The following is a 20907-nucleotide window of genomic DNA, read 5'->3' on the forward strand; positions in this document are numbered from 1 at the left end:
GTGGAAAAAGAGGAGGATCCTTATGCCGCCCCGTTATCGGATCATTGTCGATTTATCGCAGCTTATGCTGCATTTGCTGGAGGGAGACACGGTGGTAAAATCTTATCCTGTGGGCATTGGCACCATTGCCTCCGCTTCCCCCGAGGGTCTGTTTAAAATAATCAACAAACAGCCCAATCCCGGCGGCCCCTTCGGAGCTTTCTGGATGGGACTCTCTAAACCCCATTACGGCATCCACGGAACCAACCGTCCCGACTCCGTCGGCAAACGGAGCTCCCACGGATGCATCCGCATGCACAACGCCGATGTGCTGGATTTGGCCGCGAAGGTATCGGTTGGTACTGAAGTACGGATACGGAAATAAATACATGACATATATATAACATTAGATGTTGTGTAATTTAGGTACATGTTACATTTTCAGCAACTTTGAAGCCAAATACATTCCCTTTTCCTGAAAACCGGCTATAATCAAGCCATAGATATGGCAAGTTATATCCCATAGAAGAGGAGAGGGTAACCATGAACATGCGGTTGAAGGCAATGAAAAAGCATATATTCTTTTGCGGCAGCGAGCATTGCGAGGGTCAGGAATCCAGCGAGGTGATGGAAGCGGTAAAGGAAAAGCTGGTGGAGGCGGGCATTCATAAGGAAATCAAGCTCAGCAAAACCAACTGCCTGGGTCTGTGCGGCAACGGCCCCTTCGCCCTGGTTTACCCGGACGGCATCTGGTATTACAACCTGACCACAGATGATGCCGAGCGCATTGTGATGGAGCATCTGGTGAACAACGAGCCGGTGGAGGAACTGATCATGCACCGGATTTCCGCCACCTGATCCGCCGGTACGGACATTTCTTCCTTATATTTAATACAGCGTTCTCCATAAATAAAAGGTGGCATAAGCACGCCACGGCTGCCAAGCACGCCCCATAGTCTCCACTACAGAGAGGGAGGGCTTTACCGTTTGGCCCAGCCTCATGCGGATGGCATGATGCAATCCCACGTCCGACAACGGGAAAGCGTCCGGGTTGCGCAGACAGCGCATGGACACATACTGGGCCGTCCATGGTCCAATTCCCCGTATCTCCATCAGCTTATCCTCCGCCAGCCGAAGGTCCCCCATGAGCAGGAGCTGTTCCTTGGACAGCTCTTTTTCTGCGATGAGCCGGGCTACGGACAGCAGGGTTTCCGCCTTGAACCGGCTGAACTTCAGTGTTTGCAGCTCTTCGGGAGGGAGCCCGGCCAACCGTTTGGCGGAGGGAAAGAGCATAAATCTGCGGCCCTGATGGACAAGTTCCTCTCCATATGTCTCCACCAGTCTTTTTTTGAGAGTATAGGCAAAGGAAAGATTGATCTGTTGGCCGATAACCGTCCAGCACAAGGCCTCCAGAAGACTGGGCACTCCCACCAGCCTTAACCCCCTGAACCGCTCCGCCACAGGCTGAAGCACCGGGTCCCGGGCACATAAGTCATAAAATTCCTCCAGCCGGGTATCCAGATCGAGCCATTCCCGGACAAAAGCCACCGCTTCCTCCCGCTGCGCGGCAGCAGGCTCACCGTTCAGAAAACGCAGGATGAGATGGCGCCCGCCCTCTACAGAAGAGGCCTCCGTTTCCCGGCCTTCCTCCTCGCCGATAGCCATAAGCACCGGTTCGCTTCCGATCCGGATGGCCTTGTATACGATCCGGTCCTCCACCTGGTGCAAACATTCCGACTCATTGCGTTCCAGGTACCCCAATGAATGGCTGAAGTTATAGTCCTGCGGCACTGCAAGCCGCACAAGGCTTTTTTCCATAGCTAAAGTATTCCTCCTATTCCGTTATAGAATGTGATGTCAAGATGCTTGTCCATGGGGTATAATGGCAGGTAAGGCAGCAGTGCGTTTTTCCGCATGCCATGCAGACTGCCCATTGGGCTCGCGCTGCAGCGGGCGCCGCATACCGGAGGTGGATGCCCCTTGCCAGATATTGTCCTTCAACCCCTTAGCCCCAAGCTGTCGGAGCAAGCCTTATCCCGATATATCCAAACCTTCCTCGACCAGGAACGGATGTCCGTTCATGCCTTCATGATGCTGGAGAAGCTGCGGCGCAACAAGGGCTACCGGAACAGCGGCTACTCCCTGTGGGATTATTATGCTACGGACCGGAAGCGCCGTCCCTATATCATTTCCGAGCAGACCTTCAAGAGCTACACCCACAAGCTGGAGGAGATTCTGGTGTATTGGGACCACCGGTATATGGAAGCGGCTTCACCCTTTGCCCGGGCCAGCGGGGTCTGCATCGCCAATTACAAGGAGCTGGCCGCCCATCTGGAGCAATGTCCGCCTACGCTGTACCTGTTTGACCGGGATTACCAATGGTCTTTGGTACGGACGGATGAATCCCAGAACGAAATGGACTGGAACTGCCTGCAGATCGGCGAAATCGGCTCGCGCCTGCGGCCAACGCGCACAACGGCAGCAGGGGAACCGGCCGGGAAACCCCAGGCCATCGTTGCCCCGCCGGAGGGTCCCGCCTCCAATCTGATTCCACTCCTCCAGTCTGTTCCCAAAATCACGTGACCATAACCAAAACTGCTCCCCGGATCGATGCCGGGAAGCAGTTTTTTTGAGTAAAATATGCAATTATAATCTGTGCTTACTGCTGGCTGGCTGCAATAGCCTGCTCCAGGTCGAACAGGATATCCTCGATGGCCTCGGTTCCAATAGACAGGCGGATCAAGCCGGGCTCTACCCCTGCGTTAATTTGCTCCTCCTCCGACAGCTGCTGGTGGGTGGTGCTGGCCGGATGGATAATCAACGACTTGGAATCCCCAACATTGGCCAAGTGGGAGAAAAGCTGTACGGCGTTGATCAGCTTCTTGCCTGCTTCCACGCCGCCGCTGATTTCAAAGGTAAGAATCGCCCCTTGCCCCTTAGAGAGGTACTTGCGGGCCAGCTCATAAGAAGGGTGGCTCTCAAGCCCTGCATAGCTGACACTCTTCACCGCCTGGTGGCCCTCCAGATACCGGGCGACCTTCAGCGCATTCTCACTGTGGCGCTCCATCCGCAGATGCAGGGTCTCCAAACCCTGCAGGAGCAGGAAGGAGTTAAAGGGCGAGATAGCCGCGCCCGTATCCCGGAGGAGCTGCACGCGGGCTTTGATGATATAGGCGAGCGGCCCTACCGCTTGGGTATAAACCACACCATGGTAGCTGGGATCGGGGTCGGTCAAACCCGGGAATTTGCCGCCGGCGGTCCAGTCGAACTTGCCTCCGTCCACAATCACGCCTCCAATGGAGGTGCCGTGCCCGCCGATAAACTTGGTAGCGGAGTGGACAACAATATCCGCACCGAATTTAATTGGCTGCAGCAGATACGGGCTGGGGAAGGTATTATCCACGATCAGCGGAATGCCATTCTCGTGGGCAACAGCTGCAACTGCTTCAATGTCCAGCACATCCCCTTTGGGATTGCCGATAGTCTCGGCAAACAGCGCCTTGGTTTTATCCGTAATGGCTGCGCGGAAATTCTCAGGATCGGAGGCATCCACGAAGGTAACCTTGATACCCAGCTTCCGCAGCGTATGGGCGAACAGATTGTACGTGCCTCCGTACAAAGTGGCCGAGGAAACGATCTCATCCCCGGATTCCGCGATATTCAGGATGGAATATGTAATGGCTGCCGATCCGGAGGCCGTAGCCAATGCCCCTACGCCCCCTTCCAATGCGGCGACCCGCTGCTCGAACACATCCGTCGTCGGATTCATTAACCGGGTATAAATATTGCCGAATTCCTTCAGGGCGAACAGATTCGCCGCATGCTCCGTATCCCGGAAGCCGTAAGATGTGGTCTGATAAAGCGGAACGGCACGGGACAAGGTGGTGGGATCAATGGATTGCCCCGCATGGATAGCCAGGGTTTCAGGCTGCAGTTGGCGTTCTTGCGACATGGTTAATTCCTCCCGGTTTTTGTGGAGTGGCAAGGCTCTGACAGCGGCAAGCGCCTTCAAGAATAAAACAGATCATTATACCAAGTATTCACGTTGGTATTGTAATAATTTAAATCATACCAACTTTACAGGACTCCGTCAATTCATTTACTTCTTTTCCCCGCCTGAAAATTCCTGCTTTCCTATGCAAAAGGGATTAAACACCCAGCTTAGCCTCTCCGGGTATGGAGTGGCATCCCCGGGTTATACTAGGGTGTATGTGCAAACTAAGGGGCTTGCATGAGATGCCGGTCTAAGATGTACACCTATCTTTTTCAAGAGAGAGACCCAGCCATGATTAAAGAACGCGTGATTCTGATAGCTACCTGGATTCTTGTCCTTGCAGCCATTGGCCTGCTGGTGAAACGAAGCACCTGGCACCGGTTTGCCGCAGGATATCTGATGGCCCAAAACCTGACCTGGCTGAATGTCCTCATCCACTGCCAGCTGGGGATGTTCGATTATCCCGTACGGGAGTTTCCCAAGGCTACTGACGTGGGCTTCACCCTGCAATATCTCCTTTATCCTGCCGTTGTCGGCTTTTGCATCCTGTTCGAGCCGCGAGGCTCCTTTGTAAAAAAAACCTTATATATTCTCATATGGCCCACAGGATTGATTATCCTCCGGCTGGTGCTGATGCGTTATACGCAGCTCATTGTTGCCCACCACTACAATTTGCTGCTGGATTGGGTGACGATGCTCGTCATCTTCCTCATTCCCTTAGGCGTGACCAAATGGCTCTTCCGGGGCCCGGGTTATCTGCAGGCGGAGGAGAGGATTGTATGAGCATAAGACTGGATCATTGGATTCTGCTGGGGGTCTGGGTGCTTTCCTTCTTGCTGCTGTTCTTTATTCCCCGGGACAAAAGAAGACTGGCTTTGATTGCATATCTGTTCAAACAATCCATCACCTATCTGCTCGGTCTCGTTGCAGTAGAATACGGATTCCTGGAATACCCGGTCCGGGAGCTGGCCAAGGTCAACCGGACCAGCTTCACCTACGAATATATGGCCTATCCGGTTATATGCGCCGTGTTCAATGCATATTATCCGGTAGAGAGCAGCCGGCTGCGCAAATTCCTGTATTATGCGGCCTTTTGTACCGCTCTGACCATCCCCGAAGTCCTGCTGGAAAGGTACACAGAGCTGGTGCGGTATATTCACTGGCATTGGTGGACCACCTGGCTGTCGCTATTGGTGACGTTTTTTGCCACCCGCAGCTTCTGTGTACTGTTCTTCAAGAACATCAGCCGCTATACAAAAGAAACCAAAAGTCCCTGACCTCGCCTGAAAGCGGAGCAGGGACTTTCACTTTGCAGCAAATATTGCTTACCGGTAAGTCCGGACCGTCAGCTGGTCCAGGTGTTTGAAGGTGTAGCCCTGTTTACGGGCTTCATCAATAATCCTGCCCAGCGCCTGGGCATTATCCTTGGAAACGGAATGGAGAAGCAGCACCGCCCCGGGATGGAGCTGCTCCATAACCCGGTTATAGGCATAATCCGCCCCCTTCTGTTTATCCGTCTCCCAATCCTTGTAGGCGATGGACCAGAATACACTGGTATAGCCCTGATCCGCGCACTCCTTCAGTACCCGTTCACTGAAAATTCCGCGGGGCGGACGCAGGTACTTCATGTCCTTCTGGCCGGTTAGAGCCTCCACGCCGGAACGCACCTTCTCCAGCTCGTCGGTTATGCGGGCTGTGCCCAGTGTGCTCATATCGGGATGGCTCCAGGAATGGTTCCCCACTGCATGCCCCTCCGAAGCCATCCGCTTGATCAGCTCCGGCTGATCCTTAATATAATGGCCGGTGACGAAAAAAGCCGCGGGCACCTGTTTTTCCTTCAACACATCCAGGATCCCCGGCGTATATCCGTTCTCATATCCGTTGTCAAAGGTCAGGTAAAGCTCCTTTTCCTCGGTGTTGCCCAAAAATATGGCGTTATGACGTTTCAGCATCTCCATAAAGCCTTCCTGGGCGATGGAGGGAAGCTGTCCGTTTTTGCTTTTGTAGAAGCCGAAGTTGAAGGTCTTGCCGCTGATTTCCTGCTGCACCCCAACTGTGCTGCGGTCTGCAGCATACGCCGCCTGGGGAACGGCTGCCAAGATAGCCGCTATTGCGGCAACCGCCAATAAACGCCTCATGCTGTTCACCCCTTGCCCTAATAATCAAATCTCCGACAAGGGTAATATGGCACAAAGAGGCGGAATTCAACCTTCCTGATTTCCCCAGAAGGAGGGAAGCTTCAACGGTTCCGGCGGCTTCCATTCCTCCGGGAGCAAATCCCAATAAGGCGGCATCCGGTAACGGTCATCCACCAGAAGCAGTGTCCCGGTGTCCGCCTCGGAGCGGATCAATCGGCCTCCGGCCTGCAGCACCTTGCCCATGCCGGGGTACACATAAGCATACTGAAACCCGTCGCGGCCGCTGCGGTCATAATATTCCCGGATCATATTCCGCGTAAGCCCAACCTGCGGCAGCCCGGTTCCAATGACGGCTACCGCCTTCAGCCTGTCCCCGGGCAAATCCACCCCCTCGGCAAAAATGCCCCCCAGCACCGCAAACGCCAATACAGGGGTCTCTGCATCCGCCCGAAAGCAGGCGAGAAACGCCTCCCGTTCCTCTTCACCCATTCCCGCCTCCTGCAGAAGTATCAGATGGCTGGGGGAAGGATGCTCCTCCATATACCGGGCATGCACCTTGCGCATGTAGTCATAGGAGGAGAAAAAGACGATTGCATTGCCAGATTGCTCACGGAGCAGGACATCGATCAGTCCGGCGACGGGACCGATATTCTGCTCCCGGTCCCGGTAGCGGATGGAGACCGGAGCATGCAGCACCCGCAGCTGCTCTCTCTGGAAGGGCGATGGAACCGCCAGCCCATAATCCTCTTCGCTGCCGCCCAGCAGCTCCTGATAGAAGCGGATCGGCGCCAGAGTGGCTGAGAAAAACACATGGCTGCGGTAGCTTTTGCCCGCCTGTTCCAGCAGGCGGGAGGGATTCAGGCAATAGAGACGCAGGTGCAGCTCCTGCCGCTCCTCTTCCACAAAAACGGCGTATTCCTCACCGAACCCTTCGGCTACACGGAGATAACCCAGCACCGCATAATAGGTATCGGCCAGCAAGCTGTCCCCGGGACCACCCGACTGGGCTCCGGAGGCAAGCATGGCCTCCGCCTCCTGCCGGAATTCCTCCAGAAGGGGCCCCAACTCCTCGGGTGGAGCAGCCAGCCGGGGGCTGTCCCCGTTCTGGAGTTGTTTACGCATGGCGATAAACCAGGCGTTGATGCCCCGGGAGGACCGGTACAGGCCCGCGGCGCTTTTGAAGCTGCGCGACAGTTGGAGAAACGCGGATTTGTCCAGGGCAGCGGAATACATCTCCCGAGCCCGGTCAGGCAGATTATGGGCTTCATCCGCCAGTACAACCGTCTTCTTGCGATCCGCGTCCCCCACCCTCTTCAGCGCCACCACCGGGTCAAACACGTAGTTATAATCGCCGATCATGGCATCCGATTCATAAGCCGCATCCAGAGAGAACTCAAAGGGGCACACCCGGTGCTTCCTTGCATATTGCTCCACCACCTGGCGGGTGATGGCCGTTTCATGACCGAGCAGGTCCAGCATGGCCCCATTCACTCTGTCATAGTGCCCATCCGCATACGGACAGGCCTCCGGAGTGCAGCGGACCTCCTCCTGGAAGCAGATCTTCTCCTTGGCAGTCAGCGTCACCCGGCGGAAAATAAGCCCCTGCTTATCCATCAGGCTGAAGGCCTCCTCGGCGGCGGCACGTCCGGTGGTCCTGGCGGTCACATACATCACCCGCTCCGCCAGCCCTTCCCCAACAGCCTTCACAGCAGGAAATAGGGTAGACATGGTTTTGCCCGTACCTGTTGGCGCCCGGACAAACAGCTTCCGTCCCTCGGTTATGGCTTGATATACCGCACCAGCCAGCTTGCGCTGGCCGGGACGGTAACCCTCATAGGGGAAGGGCAGCGATTTAATACTGGGCCCGCGCAGGGCTATATGGGCGGCGCTCATCCGGGCAAACGGGGCATACACGGCGAGCATTGCGGCAACCGCCTCCTCCAGCTCTCCGGAGGAAAATTGCCGTGTAATGGCATGGCGCTGATCCGAGCCGGTATGCACATACAGAAGACGGACCCTGATTCCGTCAAGTCCTTCCTGCCGTGTGAAGAGACAGGCATAGCAGCAGGCCTGGGCCCAATGCACAGGCAAGCCTGCTTGAATGGCCGGATTCTCCAGCGTCGAAGCGGTGGATTTGATTTCCTCAATAAAAGCGCCTTCCTCATCCTGCCGCAGGCCGTCGCAGCGCCCCTCCAACACAAACTGCAGCTCCTCGTAGGGAAATTCCCCTGATAAGAACACCTCTGTCCGGTCTGCGGAGCCGTATTCCGCCTGGACCGCCTTATGAATGCGAGTCCCTTCCGCCAGAGGTGTGCTTGTCCGGAAGCTCCCGTCAATGCTTCCCGCCCGGAAGGCATATTCGGCTAAGCCGCGGACAGAGACAGGAATTCTCACTGTGCTTCCAGAATGGCGTCAATGGCCGGATACGAAATCATATTCCGGTCCCGGGTCACCTCAGGCACCACCAACGGATTTCGGCTCACAATCCCCTTTTGGAGCATGACCGTTTTAAAGCCCCGCTCCGTTCCTCCGCCATAGGTGAAGGTAACGCAGTATTCCGCGGAATAGCCGGATACAATGACCAGGTCCACCTTTTCCCCGCGCAGCAGCTCCTCCAGGTTGGTTTGCCAGAAGGCGTTGTTGAAGCTTTTCCAGACCGTATGATCCTCTGGACCAATCTTCACTTGGGGGATAATCTCACAGCCCAGATCCTCCTTGGATTCGCCGGGATCAACATGCTTCACATGGACCACACAATGGCCCTTGGCACGGAACTTCTCCGAGACATAATTGATATATTCGCAGGCGGCCTCCGCTCCGCTTTCCTTTACACAATCCCCCAGATAAGCCAGCTGCATATCCACAATCAGCAATGCCATTTTCATTGGATCCATTCCCTTCACCTAGTTGAATTTTCAAACATTTGTTCCTATTTTACAGCCTGCCGGGACGGCTGGCAATGCGTGACCGAAAAAAACCGGCCGCAAAATACGGCCGGCCAGCAATACCACTAAGGCTTAAACACAAACAGCGCTTTGCCCAAATGCGCTTCGTTCACCTTCCGGGAAACAGCGGAGACATACCGGTCCAGCGACTCGGAAAATTCCGCATCCCCCAACGCCTGGACGGGGAAATCGGAGAAGCCGGGGCCGCCCCCTTTATGCCTCCAGCGACCATCCAAAAACACATAGCCCTTACCGCTCAGCACAGCCCGCTTGCTTTCACTGGCTTGGTTCCCCATGGGCAGCATCAGTCCTCCCCGGAATGTGATGGGGTTAGGATGCCGCGCCGCGCCGGGGGTTACCCGTGCGGATGTTTGGCAGGGCTGGCTGACCGGGCTTAAGGGTGAAAGGAGCGCCAGAAAGCGCCGGTTTTGTCCAGAATCGGGTCCAGCTCCGCAAAGGGAATCTTGAATTCAGGGAAGCCCGCTGCATAAGGGGCAATCTCATAAGGCGTAAACAACAGGTGGAGGTCATTCTCGGTGACATAGAACAGCTGATCGGCCGTAATGCCCTTGTAATTGTCCGGCCACACATACGGATAAGCACCGCTGTCGATCTGCTTTTTCACAATGGCGCTGAGCACCTGGAGATAATTGCTGTCCGCTTTAAACAGATCCTTCAGTTCATAGAACCGGCCTGAGCCCAGATCCAGCGGCGGATATACCCGGGAGGGCATACCATGGGCGGCGCCGAAGGGATAGTCATATCCCTCCAGCAGCAGCTGGAGCAGCCGGCCGCGGTAGAACATCACCTGGAAGTCCCCGGTGTAGGAGGATTCCAGCTGCTGGCCCGCCGGAACAGGCTTTACCTTGGAGAGCTCCGCCAGCCGCCGGTTTACCTGCTCCCGCACAGAAGGAGGCGTGATGCCATCCACTTGGGGATAATACACCAGATAATCCTTGTTCGGTTTGTACTTGAGCTCTCTTACCCGGTAGGGGGGCGTAAGCGGGATCACCGTATTCTGAGTCCATACCAACCGTCCGGACTGGGTCAGATATGACAGCCGGTTATCCACCTGGGCCCGGATCAGGCCGTCTTCGAAGGACAACGTGCCGCTGCCCGGGACAAGGGGAAGCCGGGTAATCCGTTTGCCGTCGGGACCGATGAAGTAGGTATTTTTGCCGTCCTGGACAGAAGCGGCCCCCCGCTTGAAGTCCTCCACCGCCAGAAACTGAAAGTTGGAATAAAGATTCCCGTTCAGATCGGATATGGCATAGCGGGTGCCCACATACGGCCGGGCGGGATCAATGGGCTTGCCCAGCGCTGCGCGGCCCAGACCCAAGAGACGGATGTCCGAATACCCGGCGGGAATGGTGAACTTCCCGGCTTTATCGATCAATCCGTAATTGGCGCCGTAATCTTCTGCCGTGTTGACAACCGCATGGCCCGCCTGGAAGGGCTGCGCTCCCGTGAAAGCCGGAGCGATGACCACAGCCCCCTGCTCATTCACGTAGCCGTATTTGCCCCCGTCGGTATCCTGGTACGCCAATACTCCTTCTGCGGGCGGACCTACAAAGGCAAAGGGCAGCTCCGACAGGGTTTCGCCGTTCAGTCCGATCAGACGGTACAGCCCGTTCTTCACCTTGACCAAGGCCTTGCCGTTGGCAAAGTCATTCCCCTCCATATAGGAGGCGGGAATCACCTCAGCGCCGTCCCGGTCGAGATAGCCGTATGCGGCGTTTTCTCCCTGTCCCGTCTGATAGAACAGGGCCCGGCCTTCGCTGTAAGGCTGGATATAGCTGTAGACCTTGTCTGGCGGCGTCACCCGCCTGCCTTGCTCATCAATCACATAAGAGCCCTTGTCATCCGATACGGACGCTCTCCCCTCGGAGAATTCGCCGATGCTGTCAAAGCGGGGCTCCACCACAAATTGGCCGCGGGTATTGATAATCCCGCTTTTGCCGTTTTTGGACACCACCGCAAGCCCATTATCCTGGAAGCTCTCCGCATAATCGTAGACCGCGGGAAGCCTTAGCTTGCCCCCTGCGTCCACATAACCCCATAATTGCCCGGAGGTGGTGTTCACGCTTGCCGGAAGCAATACTTGCGCCCGCTGAGCAGAGCTTTCCCCGCCGGACAGCGCATAACGCACCCGCTCGGAAGGCCCCTCCGCCGTCCAATCCATTACGGACAGGGAGGCCTGTGTCTCCGCCGCCCAGCCTACCACCAGATTGTGGCCGCTTCTTCCGTTGACGGCAGCCGGCACCGCATAGAAGGCTTGAACAGCCAGATCCGGCCACTGCCAACGGCCCGTTTCCGTCCAGCCCCAACCGCTATATTTGTAGACCGTCAGCCACAACCCGTCCTGGGCGCGGGACAGCGCTGCCGCCTCCCAAATCCCGTCTCCGTCAAAATCTCCCACTGCATGCATGCTCAAGGCGGTCCCTCCTAAGGTATCGCAAGGTTTATGCCATAAGCATATGGGGACAACGGGGAGGAAATGACAACTCGGCCTATGAAATTCGCAACATGCACGCGCAGCCAAAATCCGCTACAATAGGAATAAGCCCCTTGGAAAAGCCCTCCAAGCGGCCAGCAGGTAAATCCGACTATTCATAACCCTTATAATAAAAAGGAAGGTACCCTCATGCTTCAGGAGCCACAGTCTGCAAGAGAAGAAGAATTGGCTGCGGAATCCGTGGAAGAGGCGGATGCGCAACGACTCTGTCCACGCTGCAATATGTACAAGCCGCTGTCGCATTTTATGAAGCGGACAGGCAAACGCTCCGGCAAGAATGCCCGACGCGGCATGTGCCGGGCTTGCCGCAAAAAAACTAAAAAGCTCCGGCGTCTCACCGGCCAGGAGAGTCCTCCTCCGGGTGAGAGCACGGAGTCTGGGGCAGGCAGCCCGTTTATGGCTGTGGATATGGAGGGCCGTACATCCCCGCCCCTTACAGACGCAGACGGCAGCACACCGGTTGCGGTCCCCGTTGCGCCGGGAGAGGAGCATCTCTCCCAGGTGCCTATGCGCAGGCTCAGCCGGCGCCCCTTGCCGGAGCCTCCGCCCAAACCCCCGGGACCCGACGCTTCCGTGCTCCGCCCCACCCGGGAGGGCATTATCCGCATGCGCGGGCATACGGATAAAGGACGGCGCTGGGTGCAGGAGACGGATCTGGAGACAGCGTCCGTCCTGGTCAAGGAGTACGCCGCCGTGGTAGTCAACGCCCATACCATCCGCCGCCTCTATTCCAACAAGAAATTCAAGCGCTACATCCTGATGCGGGATCAGTTTACCTGTTATTTCTGCGGGGAATACGGCGATACCATCGACCATTTGCTGCCCCGCTCCCGGGGCGGCCACACCACCCCGATGAACTGCGTCTGCGCCTGCTCCTTATGTAACCAGAGCAAGGCCAACCGCAGTCTGGAGGACTTTATGGAAGGTGTGGAGGATTAACCCGAAGGACAGGCTGTTCAGGCCTCCGTCGAGGTGAGATGGTCGCAGATCCGGTTGCGGCCTTTGCGTTTGGCTTGGTACAGGTAAGCATCGGCATGCTCCAGCAAGCGGTCCGCCTCCATCCCCTTGCCGTAGGGATGGAGCCCGATGCTTATCGTCACCCGCCGCCCCTCCAGTCCGGGATGCTCCTGAAGCTCCACATTCTCCCGGATGCGCTCCAGCACCTGGCGGACCTCCTCCAGCGTCCGGTCCGTAAAAACAATGGTAAACTCCTCGCCGCCGTAGCGGGCGGCAAAATCACTGCTTCCCACTCCCTCCCGGATGGCGGAGGCAATCCTTTTCAACACTTGATCCCCCGCCTGATGCCCGAAGGTATCATTCACCGACTTAAAAAAATCCACATCCATCATCGCCACATGGAGGGAAAACCCCTCCGAATCCGCATACCGCAGCAGCATCTCCAAATGCTCGTTCAGCGCCGCCCGGTTATATAGGCCGGTCAGCGGGTCGGTCCTCACCATCTTATCCTTGATCACATTCTGGATCATCAGATTCTGCTTATCCACCGATTCCATCCGCAGCTCCTGCAGAAGCTCCATCCCCCGTTCCATGGAATTCATCGCCACGAAGGCGGAGACACCCAGAATAAGGGGGATAACCAGCCATTCCACCAGGGAGGTCCGGTCACGGAGCGCCGGAAAAAGGGAAGTGGCAATCAGGAACGCCGACAAATTCATAAGCGCGGTATATACCACCAACCGCCGCTGGAAATACATAATGGAAACCACAATCGGCAAAATCCAAAGGGCCTGGATATAGTCCAGGCTATGATGAGCCACGATCAGGACGGTGCAAATCAGCGTGGTCATGCCGACCACCACCCAATGGTAGGCGCTTTTCAGCCGCAAATACAGCAGCTCACCCAGACAGAGAATGCCAAAATTGATGCCGCCAGGGATCAGCATATATCTCATTTGGGCCTCCCAGCCGCCTCCCCTGCTGAGGAGCAGCATAATCTCCTCCGCCAGAAGGACCAGAAGCAATACCCACCAGAAAGAATTGAGAGACTTCCGATTCCACCGCCGGTTGTTCATGCCGAGAAAATCATCCTGCTTCATGTTATCGTCTCCCGCAATCCGACCTTGTCCTCACAATGTGTATAGGTCTTTGCGCCCATTGACCTGCGTAATAATTCGACATCGTTTTAGTAATTCCTTTATTATGCAGAAAATATAGAATAGGTGAATTCTTATACATTTTGTCCCGTTTTTATCCACACCAACCTCTGGAAAATTGGGGAATCTCCCTTATTCCGCCCACCGTTTCCCACCGGTTCCATTCACCTGGACTGCCTCCGGGGAATATGGTGAAGGCATAGGCATTTATCCCCTATGATGCGGAGGTTATTCGTTATGGAGTGTTACCCCGTTTACCCGTATTACGGCAAAAAGACGGAATGCAAGGAAGAGCCGTTGTCCTTTCCTCCCCAGCACCAGCCGGTCCAGCCCGGACTGGAATATGTCATGAACCCCAGGCCCATCTTCGAAAATCCGGCTTACCAGGGCAGCGGAAAGCTTAAGGGCCGCACAGCTATTATTTCCGGCGGCGACAGCGGTATTGGCCGGGCAACAGCGGTTGCTTTTGCCAAGGAAGGCGCCTGTCTGGTGGTTCCTTACCTGTACGAAGAGCGGGATGCAGAGGAAACCAAGGCGCGGATCGAAGAGCTGGGAGGCCGCTGCTTGTTTATCCGCACCGACCTGAATACCAAAAAAGCCTGCCAGGAGGTAGTGGATTGCGCCATTGCCACCTTCGGCAGACTGGATATTCTGGTGAACAACATCGGGGTGCAGTACCCTCAGGAGAAGCTGACGGATATTACCGAGGAGCAGCTGGAGCATACCTTCCGCACCAATGTCTACTCGTATTTCTTCATGACCCAGGCGGCCCTGCCCCACTTGAAGGCCGGCAGCTCCATCATTAATACCTCCTCCATAACCGCCTACCGTGGAGAAAAGACCCTGTTGGACTATTCCGCCACCAAAGGTGCGGTTGTGTCCTTTACCCGCTCCTTGGCCATGAACCTGGTGGAGCAGGGGATCCGCGTCAATGCGGTGGCTCCGGGCCCTATCTGGACACCGCTGATCCCCTCAAGCTTCTCCGCCGCCAGGGTGTCCGTGTTCGGCACCGAAACACCCATGAAACGGGCAGGCCAGCCCTTCGAGCTGGCTCCTGCCTATGTGTATCTGGCGTCTGACGACTCCCGCTATGTGACCGGGGAGACCATGCATGTTAACGGCGGGGATTTCATCACCAGCTGACGCCAAGGCTGTCAGGGGAACGGAACGATACCCGGCTTGGGGTCGATTTGCCCGAAGGGGTTATACCCCAGCAGGCTAACCTGGTTATGCTCATTCACCAGCACGTGATAATGCAGCCCCGGCCCTTCGATATTGTAATTGTAGAAAGAAGAAAGCAGCTTAACCGGGGCGGGCAGCTGTGCCTGCAGTCGCAGCTTGTGGCGGTCCTCGCCGGCTGTCCCGTCAGCATGCACCTGAAGGCTTCCGCTGATGCGGGTGATGTTCCGGGCATGGGCCGACTGCACCTGAGGGGTCACCGACAGAATCTCCAGCTTGCCGGTGTTATTCCTCCATTCCATCTCCATGTCGAGCCGGATCTCCCGGAGATCACCGGTTTCCTCCAGCGCCCATACCTGCAGCGGCTCGGCGGTATGCAGCACATAATCGTCAACCGACAGCTCCTTCACGGGATTAGTCCCCATGATGGAACGGAACCGGTACCCGCCCTCCTTGTTGCGGTCGGCATAAAACACCTTTCCGTCCTCCGTCAGCGCCATAAACACATACGGATTCCCGTAGAGGGAACGGATCCGCCCGGTCCAGCCCCCTTCTGCGGCCAGCTTTTCCGCCCCAGCAGGCACAAGCCCGGTGGTACTAGGGCTGGCTGCACCAGCCTCTTGACCCATGCTCTCCACCGCCTCACGCAAAAATACCAGGTCCAGTTTGCCCCGGTCGTCCAGCAGCAGCAGCCGGTCCCCGCCGGCAGCCATCCGTTTCACCGGATTGGTGAGCGTCAGAGGCTGGGAAGAGGAGAAATCCTTCTCCCACAGCCGGACAGCTCCTGTCTTATCCAGCGTAACGGGATAACCCAGGACAAATTGAAGCTCCTGAAGCTCCGCCACTCCCGGTACTGGCCCGAAGGTGCGGTCAGGCTGCATGGCGCGCAGGGTCCCGTCCTCCATAATAAAATAGGGACGTCCGGAGGCAGCCACGGCCTTGCGGACGCCGGTCAGCTCCCCCATGTCCTTCCAACGGTCCAAAATAACCGGAACCCTGCCCAGCTGGCCGTCCATATTCCGGCCCCAGGTATATACCCGGCCTGCTTCATCTAAGGCCAAGGCATGATGATTGCCCGCTTCAAGACCGACAATATCTTCAAGCCCTTGTATTTGTACAGGGTCCAGCACCGTTTCAGTGCCTGGCCCCAGAAGTCCGTCCCCATTCTTCCCGAAGCCCCATACGGTTCCGTCGCTGCGGGTGAACAGATAGGTGCCTTCACCGGCTACAGCCATCTTCACCGCACCGGCAAGCCGCGGCTCTGCTGCAAGCTTTTGCTCACGGGGAAGATAGCGCAAAACCTCGTTATTATCCAGCCGGATCAGCGCCTCATCCTCATAACCGACCGTTACCGATGCAACTCCCTGCAGCAGCAGCACTTTATGATTCTCCGGCTTCAGAATATCCCCGCTTAACCCTGCCGCATACCACAGCCTGCCTTCCTGCTCCTGCACAAAAAGCGAAAAGGATGTTCCGTATATAGCCGATACCCCTGAAAAATTGCCGAAGCGCAGCGGCTTTCCCGTTTCTCTCGGCAAGTACCATAACGTTCCGTCCTTGCGCAGGGCAAACAGGGTGCCGAACATCTCATCCAGCTGCTGGATGGATATAATCTCGGACAAACCCTCCACCTGCTGAAGCGCCTCCTGCTGCTTGGTTCCCCGCTTCATAACATGGCCGTCTTTGCCCAACAGATAATTTTGGGTCACCTGCGTCACCGGCCTGTCAGCGGTTACCCGTTTAGGCCCGGTATCCGCCTCGGGAGAGCCGAAGCCCCAGCCCCAATGCCAGGCAGTGCCGTCCCGGTCAACGGCAAAGGATAGTCCCGGCTTGCTGCCGTAGCCTGCGGCATCGAATATCCGCCCGGCGGCAACGGAGGCTACCGGAACCCGGACCTGGGAGGCCGGTTCCGCTGCTGGGGCGGAGGCCGCCGGTGCAGGAGGGGCGGCTGTAGGAACGGGAGACGGGGCCAAGGATGAGGCTGGGGTCTCCTCCGGCGCTATCCGTTGCTCCCGTTCACATCCGAATAAAAGCGCCCCTGCCAAAATCCATATGATAAATAACGCAGCATATTTGCCAGATTGGACCATGAGGGTAAACCTCCCTCTCTCGGGCTATTTCACGGACAGGACACCCCTGGCCGCTGCTAAGCCCTCTGTTCTACCAATAAAGACGCTTTCATCCACTGGAATGTTTCGGAAGCAGGGATTCTTTCTTTGGATGTACAGGCAGAAAAAATCGCCCACTAAAATATATAATAATTAACTTTACAAAAGTAAGTCGCTCATGCTATTATACTTACATAAAGTAAGTTAATTCAAAAACACAAGATAATCAGGGAGGAATTCTAATGTTGGATGCAGGTTTGTTGATTATACGGTTGGTGGTCGGATTGACCTTGATGGGGCACGGGGCGCAAAAGCTGTTCGGCTGGTTCGGCGGATACGGCCCCAAAGGCACCGGAGGCTGGATGGAATCCATCGGTATGAAACCCGGTGTGGCCATGGCTGTGATGGCCGGATTGTCTGAGCTGGCAGGCGGCCTTCTGTTTGCCGCAGGTCTGTGGCTGCCGGTAGCCGCAGTGCTCATCGCAGGCACGATGCTGGTGGCCATTGTGAAGGTTCACGGCCCCAACGGTTATTGGACCGATAAAGGCGGTTATGAATATAACCTCCTGCTGATTGCAGTAGCAGTGGCTCTGGCCCTGACTGGCCCCGGTCTGTACGCCATCGGCTGATTTGCTGCATAGTGAACGCCGCCTGGGTTATGCCGGGCGGCGTTTTGGCATGCGCATAGAACCTTGGCCGCCAAGCCATAGTATGGGTAAAGATGTGTGTGAAAGGAGGCGGAGAGCTTGTCCCCAGATTTTCAAGAGGAGCAAAAGCACGCAGGCACGGGTTTTCCGGAGGCGGATGCCACTGTAGCGGGCCGCGGGGATGCAGAGGATGACATGGAGGTGGCAGCCTTGACAGGGTTGGCCCAATGGATCAACTGCCAGGGCGACTCAGGAGAAACCGCCGCATTGATGGACCGTCTGAAGGAGGATTTGCCGGGTAAGGTGGAGCGCGGCGGAGAGAAGTCCTGAAGCCATGGTCTTACGCAGGTGCTTCCAACACGAAAAAAAGGCTGTCCCCGTCATGCTCATGACGTTTGGGACAACCTTTTTTTGTGACGGGCTGCTTGCAGGCCTACTCTACCTGAGCCAGGATGGCCGCTTTTTTGACGAAGGCGCCTTCCACCTGATGGAGCTGGTTCAACAGCTCCGTCTGGAAGGTTCCGGGACGGTCGCCGCCGGATACCTTCAGGGCTTCCTCGGCAGCTACGCCATAGTAGGCCAGGGCGGATACCGCCGCCTTGACCAGGTCCTTCTCTACCGCGGCGAAGGCTCCAATCACAGACGTGAGCAGGCAGCCGGTGCCCGTAACCTTGGTCAGCAGGGCGGTGCCGTTGCTGACCTTCCAGGTGACGCTGCCGTCGCTTACGATATCGTCGGCGCCGGTCACTACCACCACGCAGCCCAGCTTCCGGGCTGCCTGGCGGGCCAGCTCCACCGCATCCGCTGCGGTATCGCCTCCGTCCACACCCTTGATCGTGCCGGATTCGCCGATCACGTTGGCGATCTCTGCGGCATTGCCGCGCAGGATGGACACCTTGACCTCGTCCATCATCTTCCGTGCCGTATCCGTCCGGTACGGGGTGGCGCCTGCGCCGACGGGGTCAAAAACCACCGGCACGCCATGAGCGTTGGCCGAACGGCCGGCCACATGCATGGCGTGGACCACGGTTTCATCCAGGGTGCCCATGTTTAGCACCAGGGCACCGGCGATTTTGGCCATATCAGCCACTTCTTCCTTGGCGTACGCCATAACCGGGGATGCCCCCAGCGCCAGCAGCCCGTTCGCCGTAAAGTTGGTCACCACCACATTGGTGATGTTGTGGACCAGGGGCTTCTGCTCCCGTACCTTCATCAGGTTTTGCTCCAGCTCATGTAATTCCATTTTCCGCCAACTCCTCATTATCGGTAGTCCAGCTAGCCGGACGCGTGAACCGCAAAAAAGACGCCTCGCCAATAGCAAAGCGCCTCAAAACGGGCAAGCTCCCTACGCTGGCATGATCCAACAGGTTCCAATGGTAAACGGCGGACAGCCGTACTCTCAGCCCGCTCCTGCGGACTCCCATGCTTCATATGCAATTACGATCATCTTACCAAGAAGGCCTGTGCTTGGCAATGCGAAGCAGCCGTCTTATACAATCCTAGAACTTCACCAGATCCTGACGGATGGGTGTGAAGGTATCCAGCAGTGCGGAGTCCTCCTCCAGCGCTGTCACCCCGTGTTTGGCATTGCTGGGAATGGCGATGGTTTGACCGGCGGATACTTCCGTTTCCTTGCCGTCGATACGGAAGGTAAACCGTCCGCGCAAGCAATAGCTCATCTGCTCATGGGGATGGCTGTGCTCGTAGCCTTCCGCCCCCTTGGCAAAACGCACCTCCATCATCATCAGGCTGCCCACTGCGTTCAGAATACAACGCTTTACGCCCGGCTCCGCATTTTCCCATACTCCGATATTGCTCACTTGTACCTGCCTCCTGTCTATTCTTGCGGCGCACCGCATATCTCTTCTAAGCATACCCATCCTGCCGGGAGATGTCCATAGCTACCCCTTCACCAGGACTCCCCCGGTCAGAGAGGTCTGCTGAGCTTCAGTACCTGCAATAGCGGCACCCGGCCGCTGCCGGATTCATGGAAGAGCCATTGCTCCTGCATGTGGTCGATAAACAGCACCCCGTCCAGATGATCCACCTCATGCTGGATACAGCGGGCCAAATACCCCTCCGCCTCAATAATGACCGTTTCCCCTTGCCGGTTGAGGGTGCTCACCTTTACCCGGTTGGCCCGTTTCACGTTGCCGTAGTAGCCGGGGTAGGACAGGCAGCCTTCGGTTCCCATCTGTTCCCCGCTTTGCTCCAGGATAACCGGATTGATCAGCTCCACCAGACCATCCCCACAGTCCATCACAATGAGTCTGCGCAAAAGACCTACCTGGGGAGCGGCCAAACCCGCCCGGCCGTCAGCCGCATACAGTGTTTCCGCCAAGTCGTCCAGCATCCGCAGCACCCGGGGCGTCAGCTCCTCCACAGGTTTGGCGGTTTTCCGCAGAATGGGATCGCCAAACGGCAAAACCTCTTTTACTGCCATCCTCATACCCCTTTCGTTTGCTCCTGCGCCATATCCTCAATTTCCCTTGTGAAATTGTGCCAACTTATTATAATATTGAAATAATTATAATCACCAAAATTTATTTTCCAGGCGGAAAGGAGTCTTTTTATGAAGAAAAAGCTTTTGGTCACATTCGGAGGAACCCTGCTTCTTTTGGTTGGTATGGCAGCAGGCGCTTTAGCCAGTACGCAGCTTCAGGAAATCCGGGCTTACCTGAATGGAGAGCTGAAGGTTAGATTCAATGGAGAAATTGCCGTTTTGAAGGATGCGGACGGCAACCAGGTTCTTCCCATTACCTACGAGGGCACCACGTATCTGCCTGTCCGGGGAATCGCCAATCTGCTGGAAATACCTGTGAAGTACGATGAGCAAGCCAAAGAGGTCCTTCTGGGCGAGCTTGCGGAAGGTGTTCCGGTTAACCGGGAGGATTTTAACAACACACTCTATTCCAAGGATCCCGCACATACGCAATTCGGTGGCAAAGACTATTCTGAGGTGCTGTACAGCGCACCGGACTCCAATATTAAATATACGGCCTTAAGCCCGGCGGGCAAATATACGAAGCTGGTTCTGCAATTTGCCGCAACAGTCCAGGATGTGGAATCGCTGGAGATCACCGATATTGACAAGAATGCCCTGCTCAAGGAAGTCAAGGGCATTACTCCTTCATCAGGCCTCCAGACCATTGAAGTCACGATCACAGGCGTGAAGAATATTTCCATTCAGGTCAAACAGCCCACAGACGGAGGGTTTATCATTCCGCTTACAACCTCCTACTATCAATAACTGTCACCCGATGCAAATGAACGGCTGTCCATTTCCAG

At 56.3% G+C, this 20907-nt stretch carries 22 protein-coding genes and 1 riboswitch; of the genes, 10 read left to right on the forward strand and 12 right to left on the reverse strand.

The window, feature by feature from the left end; genetic code table 11:
• Positions 1 to 22: 22 nt before the first annotated feature.
• Together ACI1P1_RS17345 and ACI1P1_RS17350 are read left to right on the forward strand one after the other, a co-directional pair.
• Entirely contained in the window at positions 23 to 364 is a 342-nt protein-coding gene (locus ACI1P1_RS17345; protein WP_416217689.1) for a L,D-transpeptidase, read from the forward strand.
• A gap of 158 nt (positions 365 to 522) precedes the next feature.
• Positions 523 to 837: a (2Fe-2S) ferredoxin domain-containing protein gene (locus tag ACI1P1_RS17350; RefSeq protein WP_416217690.1), complete on the forward strand. Its 315-nt coding sequence runs from the start codon at positions 523 to 525 to the stop codon at positions 835 to 837.
• A 30-nt stretch (positions 838 to 867) separates the two neighbouring features.
• Here the strand turns inward: ACI1P1_RS17350 and ACI1P1_RS17355 are convergent, their stop codons facing one another.
• Positions 868 to 1797 (reverse strand): DNA-3-methyladenine glycosylase family protein, encoded by a 930-nt coding sequence (locus tag ACI1P1_RS17355; protein ID WP_416217691.1) that lies wholly within the window; start codon positions 1795 to 1797, stop codon positions 868 to 870.
• A gap of 162 nt (positions 1798 to 1959) precedes the next feature.
• Here ACI1P1_RS17355 and ACI1P1_RS17360 point away from each other — a divergent pair, with 162 nt between their 5' ends.
• Positions 1960 to 2562: a hypothetical protein gene (locus tag ACI1P1_RS17360; RefSeq protein WP_416217692.1), complete on the forward strand. Its 603-nt coding sequence runs from the start codon at positions 1960 to 1962 to the stop codon at positions 2560 to 2562.
• A gap of 76 nt (positions 2563 to 2638) precedes the next feature.
• On the opposite strand, the gene ACI1P1_RS17365 is transcribed toward ACI1P1_RS17360, so the two are convergent.
• Entirely contained in the window at positions 2639 to 3931 is a 1293-nt protein-coding gene (locus ACI1P1_RS17365) for a homocysteine synthase (protein ID WP_416217693.1), read from the reverse strand.
• 333 nt (positions 3932 to 4264) lie between these two features.
• Between ACI1P1_RS17365 and ACI1P1_RS17370 the strand changes: the two genes are divergently transcribed.
• Positions 4265 to 4756, forward strand: a complete 492-nt coding sequence (locus tag ACI1P1_RS17370; protein ID WP_416217694.1) for a CBO0543 family protein — start codon at positions 4265 to 4267, stop codon at positions 4754 to 4756.
• Positions 4753 to 5250: a CBO0543 family protein gene (locus ACI1P1_RS17375; RefSeq protein WP_416217695.1), complete on the forward strand. Its 498-nt coding sequence runs from the start codon at positions 4753 to 4755 to the stop codon at positions 5248 to 5250. Before ACI1P1_RS17370 ends, ACI1P1_RS17375 begins: the two co-directional genes overlap by 4 nt.
• A 48-nt stretch (positions 5251 to 5298) precedes the next feature.
• Here ACI1P1_RS17375 and pdaA read toward each other — a convergent pair whose 3' ends face one another.
• The 5 genes from pdaA to ACI1P1_RS17400 all read right to left on the reverse strand — a co-directional run bounded on the left by pdaA (position 5299) and on the right by ACI1P1_RS17400 (position 11484).
• On the reverse strand, positions 5299 to 6111 hold the full coding sequence (gene pdaA, locus ACI1P1_RS17380) for a delta-lactam-biosynthetic de-N-acetylase (protein ID WP_416217696.1): 813 nt from the start codon (positions 6109 to 6111) through the stop codon (positions 5299 to 5301).
• Positions 6112 to 6177: 66 nt separating this feature from the next.
• The gene (locus ACI1P1_RS17385) at positions 6178 to 8505 is read right to left on the reverse strand and encodes a helicase C-terminal domain-containing protein (protein ID WP_416217697.1); all 2328 of its coding nucleotides are present in this window, start codon (positions 8503 to 8505) and stop codon (positions 6178 to 6180) included.
• A complete protein-coding gene (locus ACI1P1_RS17390; protein ID WP_416217698.1) occupies positions 8502 to 8996 on the reverse strand; it encodes a cysteine hydrolase family protein in 495 nt (164 codons plus the stop codon). Before ACI1P1_RS17390 ends, ACI1P1_RS17385 begins: the two co-directional genes overlap by 4 nt.
• Positions 8997 to 9121: 125 nt before the next feature.
• Positions 9122 to 9352 carry a hypothetical protein gene (locus ACI1P1_RS17395; RefSeq protein ID WP_416217699.1) on the reverse strand — a complete coding sequence of 77 codons (231 nt, stop codon included), beginning with the start codon at positions 9350 to 9352 and terminating at the stop codon, positions 9122 to 9124.
• 98 nt (positions 9353 to 9450) lie between these two features.
• Positions 9451 to 11484, reverse strand: a complete 2034-nt coding sequence (locus tag ACI1P1_RS17400; protein WP_416217793.1) for a WG repeat-containing protein — start codon at positions 11482 to 11484, stop codon at positions 9451 to 9453.
• Between the two features lie 216 nt (positions 11485 to 11700).
• Between ACI1P1_RS17400 and ACI1P1_RS17405 the strand changes: the two genes are divergently transcribed.
• Complete coding sequence (locus tag ACI1P1_RS17405; RefSeq protein WP_416217700.1) at positions 11701 to 12510, forward strand: HNH endonuclease; 810 nt, start codon at positions 11701 to 11703, stop codon at positions 12508 to 12510.
• Between the two features lie 17 nt (positions 12511 to 12527).
• On the opposite strand, the gene ACI1P1_RS17410 is transcribed toward ACI1P1_RS17405, so the two are convergent.
• Entirely contained in the window at positions 12528 to 13628 is a 1101-nt protein-coding gene (locus ACI1P1_RS17410) for a GGDEF domain-containing protein (RefSeq protein WP_416217701.1), read from the reverse strand.
• Positions 13629 to 13922: 294 nt separating this feature from the next.
• On the opposite strand from ACI1P1_RS17410, the gene ACI1P1_RS17415 reads away from it, so the two are divergent.
• A complete protein-coding gene (locus ACI1P1_RS17415) occupies positions 13923 to 14828 on the forward strand; it encodes an SDR family oxidoreductase (RefSeq protein WP_416217702.1) in 906 nt (301 codons plus the stop codon).
• 11 nt (positions 14829 to 14839) lie between these two features.
• Here ACI1P1_RS17415 and ACI1P1_RS17420 read toward each other — a convergent pair whose 3' ends face one another.
• Positions 14840 to 16954: an RCC1 domain-containing protein gene (locus ACI1P1_RS17420; RefSeq protein WP_416217703.1), complete on the reverse strand. Its 2115-nt coding sequence runs from the start codon at positions 16952 to 16954 to the stop codon at positions 14840 to 14842.
• A gap of 260 nt (positions 16955 to 17214) precedes the next feature.
• On the opposite strand from ACI1P1_RS17420, the gene ACI1P1_RS17425 reads away from it, so the two are divergent.
• Positions 17215 to 17601: a DoxX family protein gene (locus tag ACI1P1_RS17425; RefSeq protein ID WP_416217704.1), complete on the forward strand. Its 387-nt coding sequence runs from the start codon at positions 17215 to 17217 to the stop codon at positions 17599 to 17601.
• Positions 17602 to 17718: 117 nt separating this feature from the next.
• Positions 17719 to 17949, forward strand: a complete 231-nt coding sequence (locus tag ACI1P1_RS17430) for a hypothetical protein (protein ID WP_416217705.1) — start codon at positions 17719 to 17721, stop codon at positions 17947 to 17949.
• A gap of 103 nt (positions 17950 to 18052) precedes the next feature.
• Here the strand turns inward: ACI1P1_RS17430 and thiM are convergent, their stop codons facing one another.
• The 3 genes from thiM to def all read right to left on the reverse strand — a co-directional run bounded on the left by thiM (position 18053) and on the right by def (position 20062).
• The gene (thiM, locus tag ACI1P1_RS17435) at positions 18053 to 18862 is read right to left on the reverse strand and encodes a hydroxyethylthiazole kinase (protein WP_416217706.1); all 810 of its coding nucleotides are present in this window, start codon (positions 18860 to 18862) and stop codon (positions 18053 to 18055) included.
• An 82-nt stretch (positions 18863 to 18944) separates the two neighbouring features.
• A riboswitch (TPP riboswitch) is annotated at positions 18945 to 19053 on the reverse strand.
• A gap of 65 nt (positions 19054 to 19118) precedes the next feature.
• Positions 19119 to 19439, reverse strand: a complete 321-nt coding sequence (locus ACI1P1_RS17440) for a cupin domain-containing protein (protein ID WP_416217707.1) — start codon at positions 19437 to 19439, stop codon at positions 19119 to 19121.
• Between the two features lie 107 nt (positions 19440 to 19546).
• Positions 19547 to 20062 carry a peptide deformylase gene (gene def / locus ACI1P1_RS17445; RefSeq protein WP_416217708.1) on the reverse strand — a complete coding sequence of 172 codons (516 nt, stop codon included), beginning with the start codon at positions 20060 to 20062 and terminating at the stop codon, positions 19547 to 19549.
• Between the two features lie 129 nt (positions 20063 to 20191).
• On the opposite strand from def, the gene ACI1P1_RS17450 reads away from it, so the two are divergent.
• The gene (locus tag ACI1P1_RS17450) at positions 20192 to 20869 is read left to right on the forward strand and encodes a hypothetical protein (RefSeq protein ID WP_416217709.1); all 678 of its coding nucleotides are present in this window, start codon (positions 20192 to 20194) and stop codon (positions 20867 to 20869) included.
• Positions 20870 to 20907 lie beyond the last annotated feature (38 nt).

The sequence above is a fragment of the Paenibacillus mesotrionivorans genome (assembly GCF_046098205.1).
GTDB lineage: Bacteria > Bacillota > Bacilli > Paenibacillales > NBRC-103111 > Paenibacillus_AR > Paenibacillus_AR mesotrionivorans.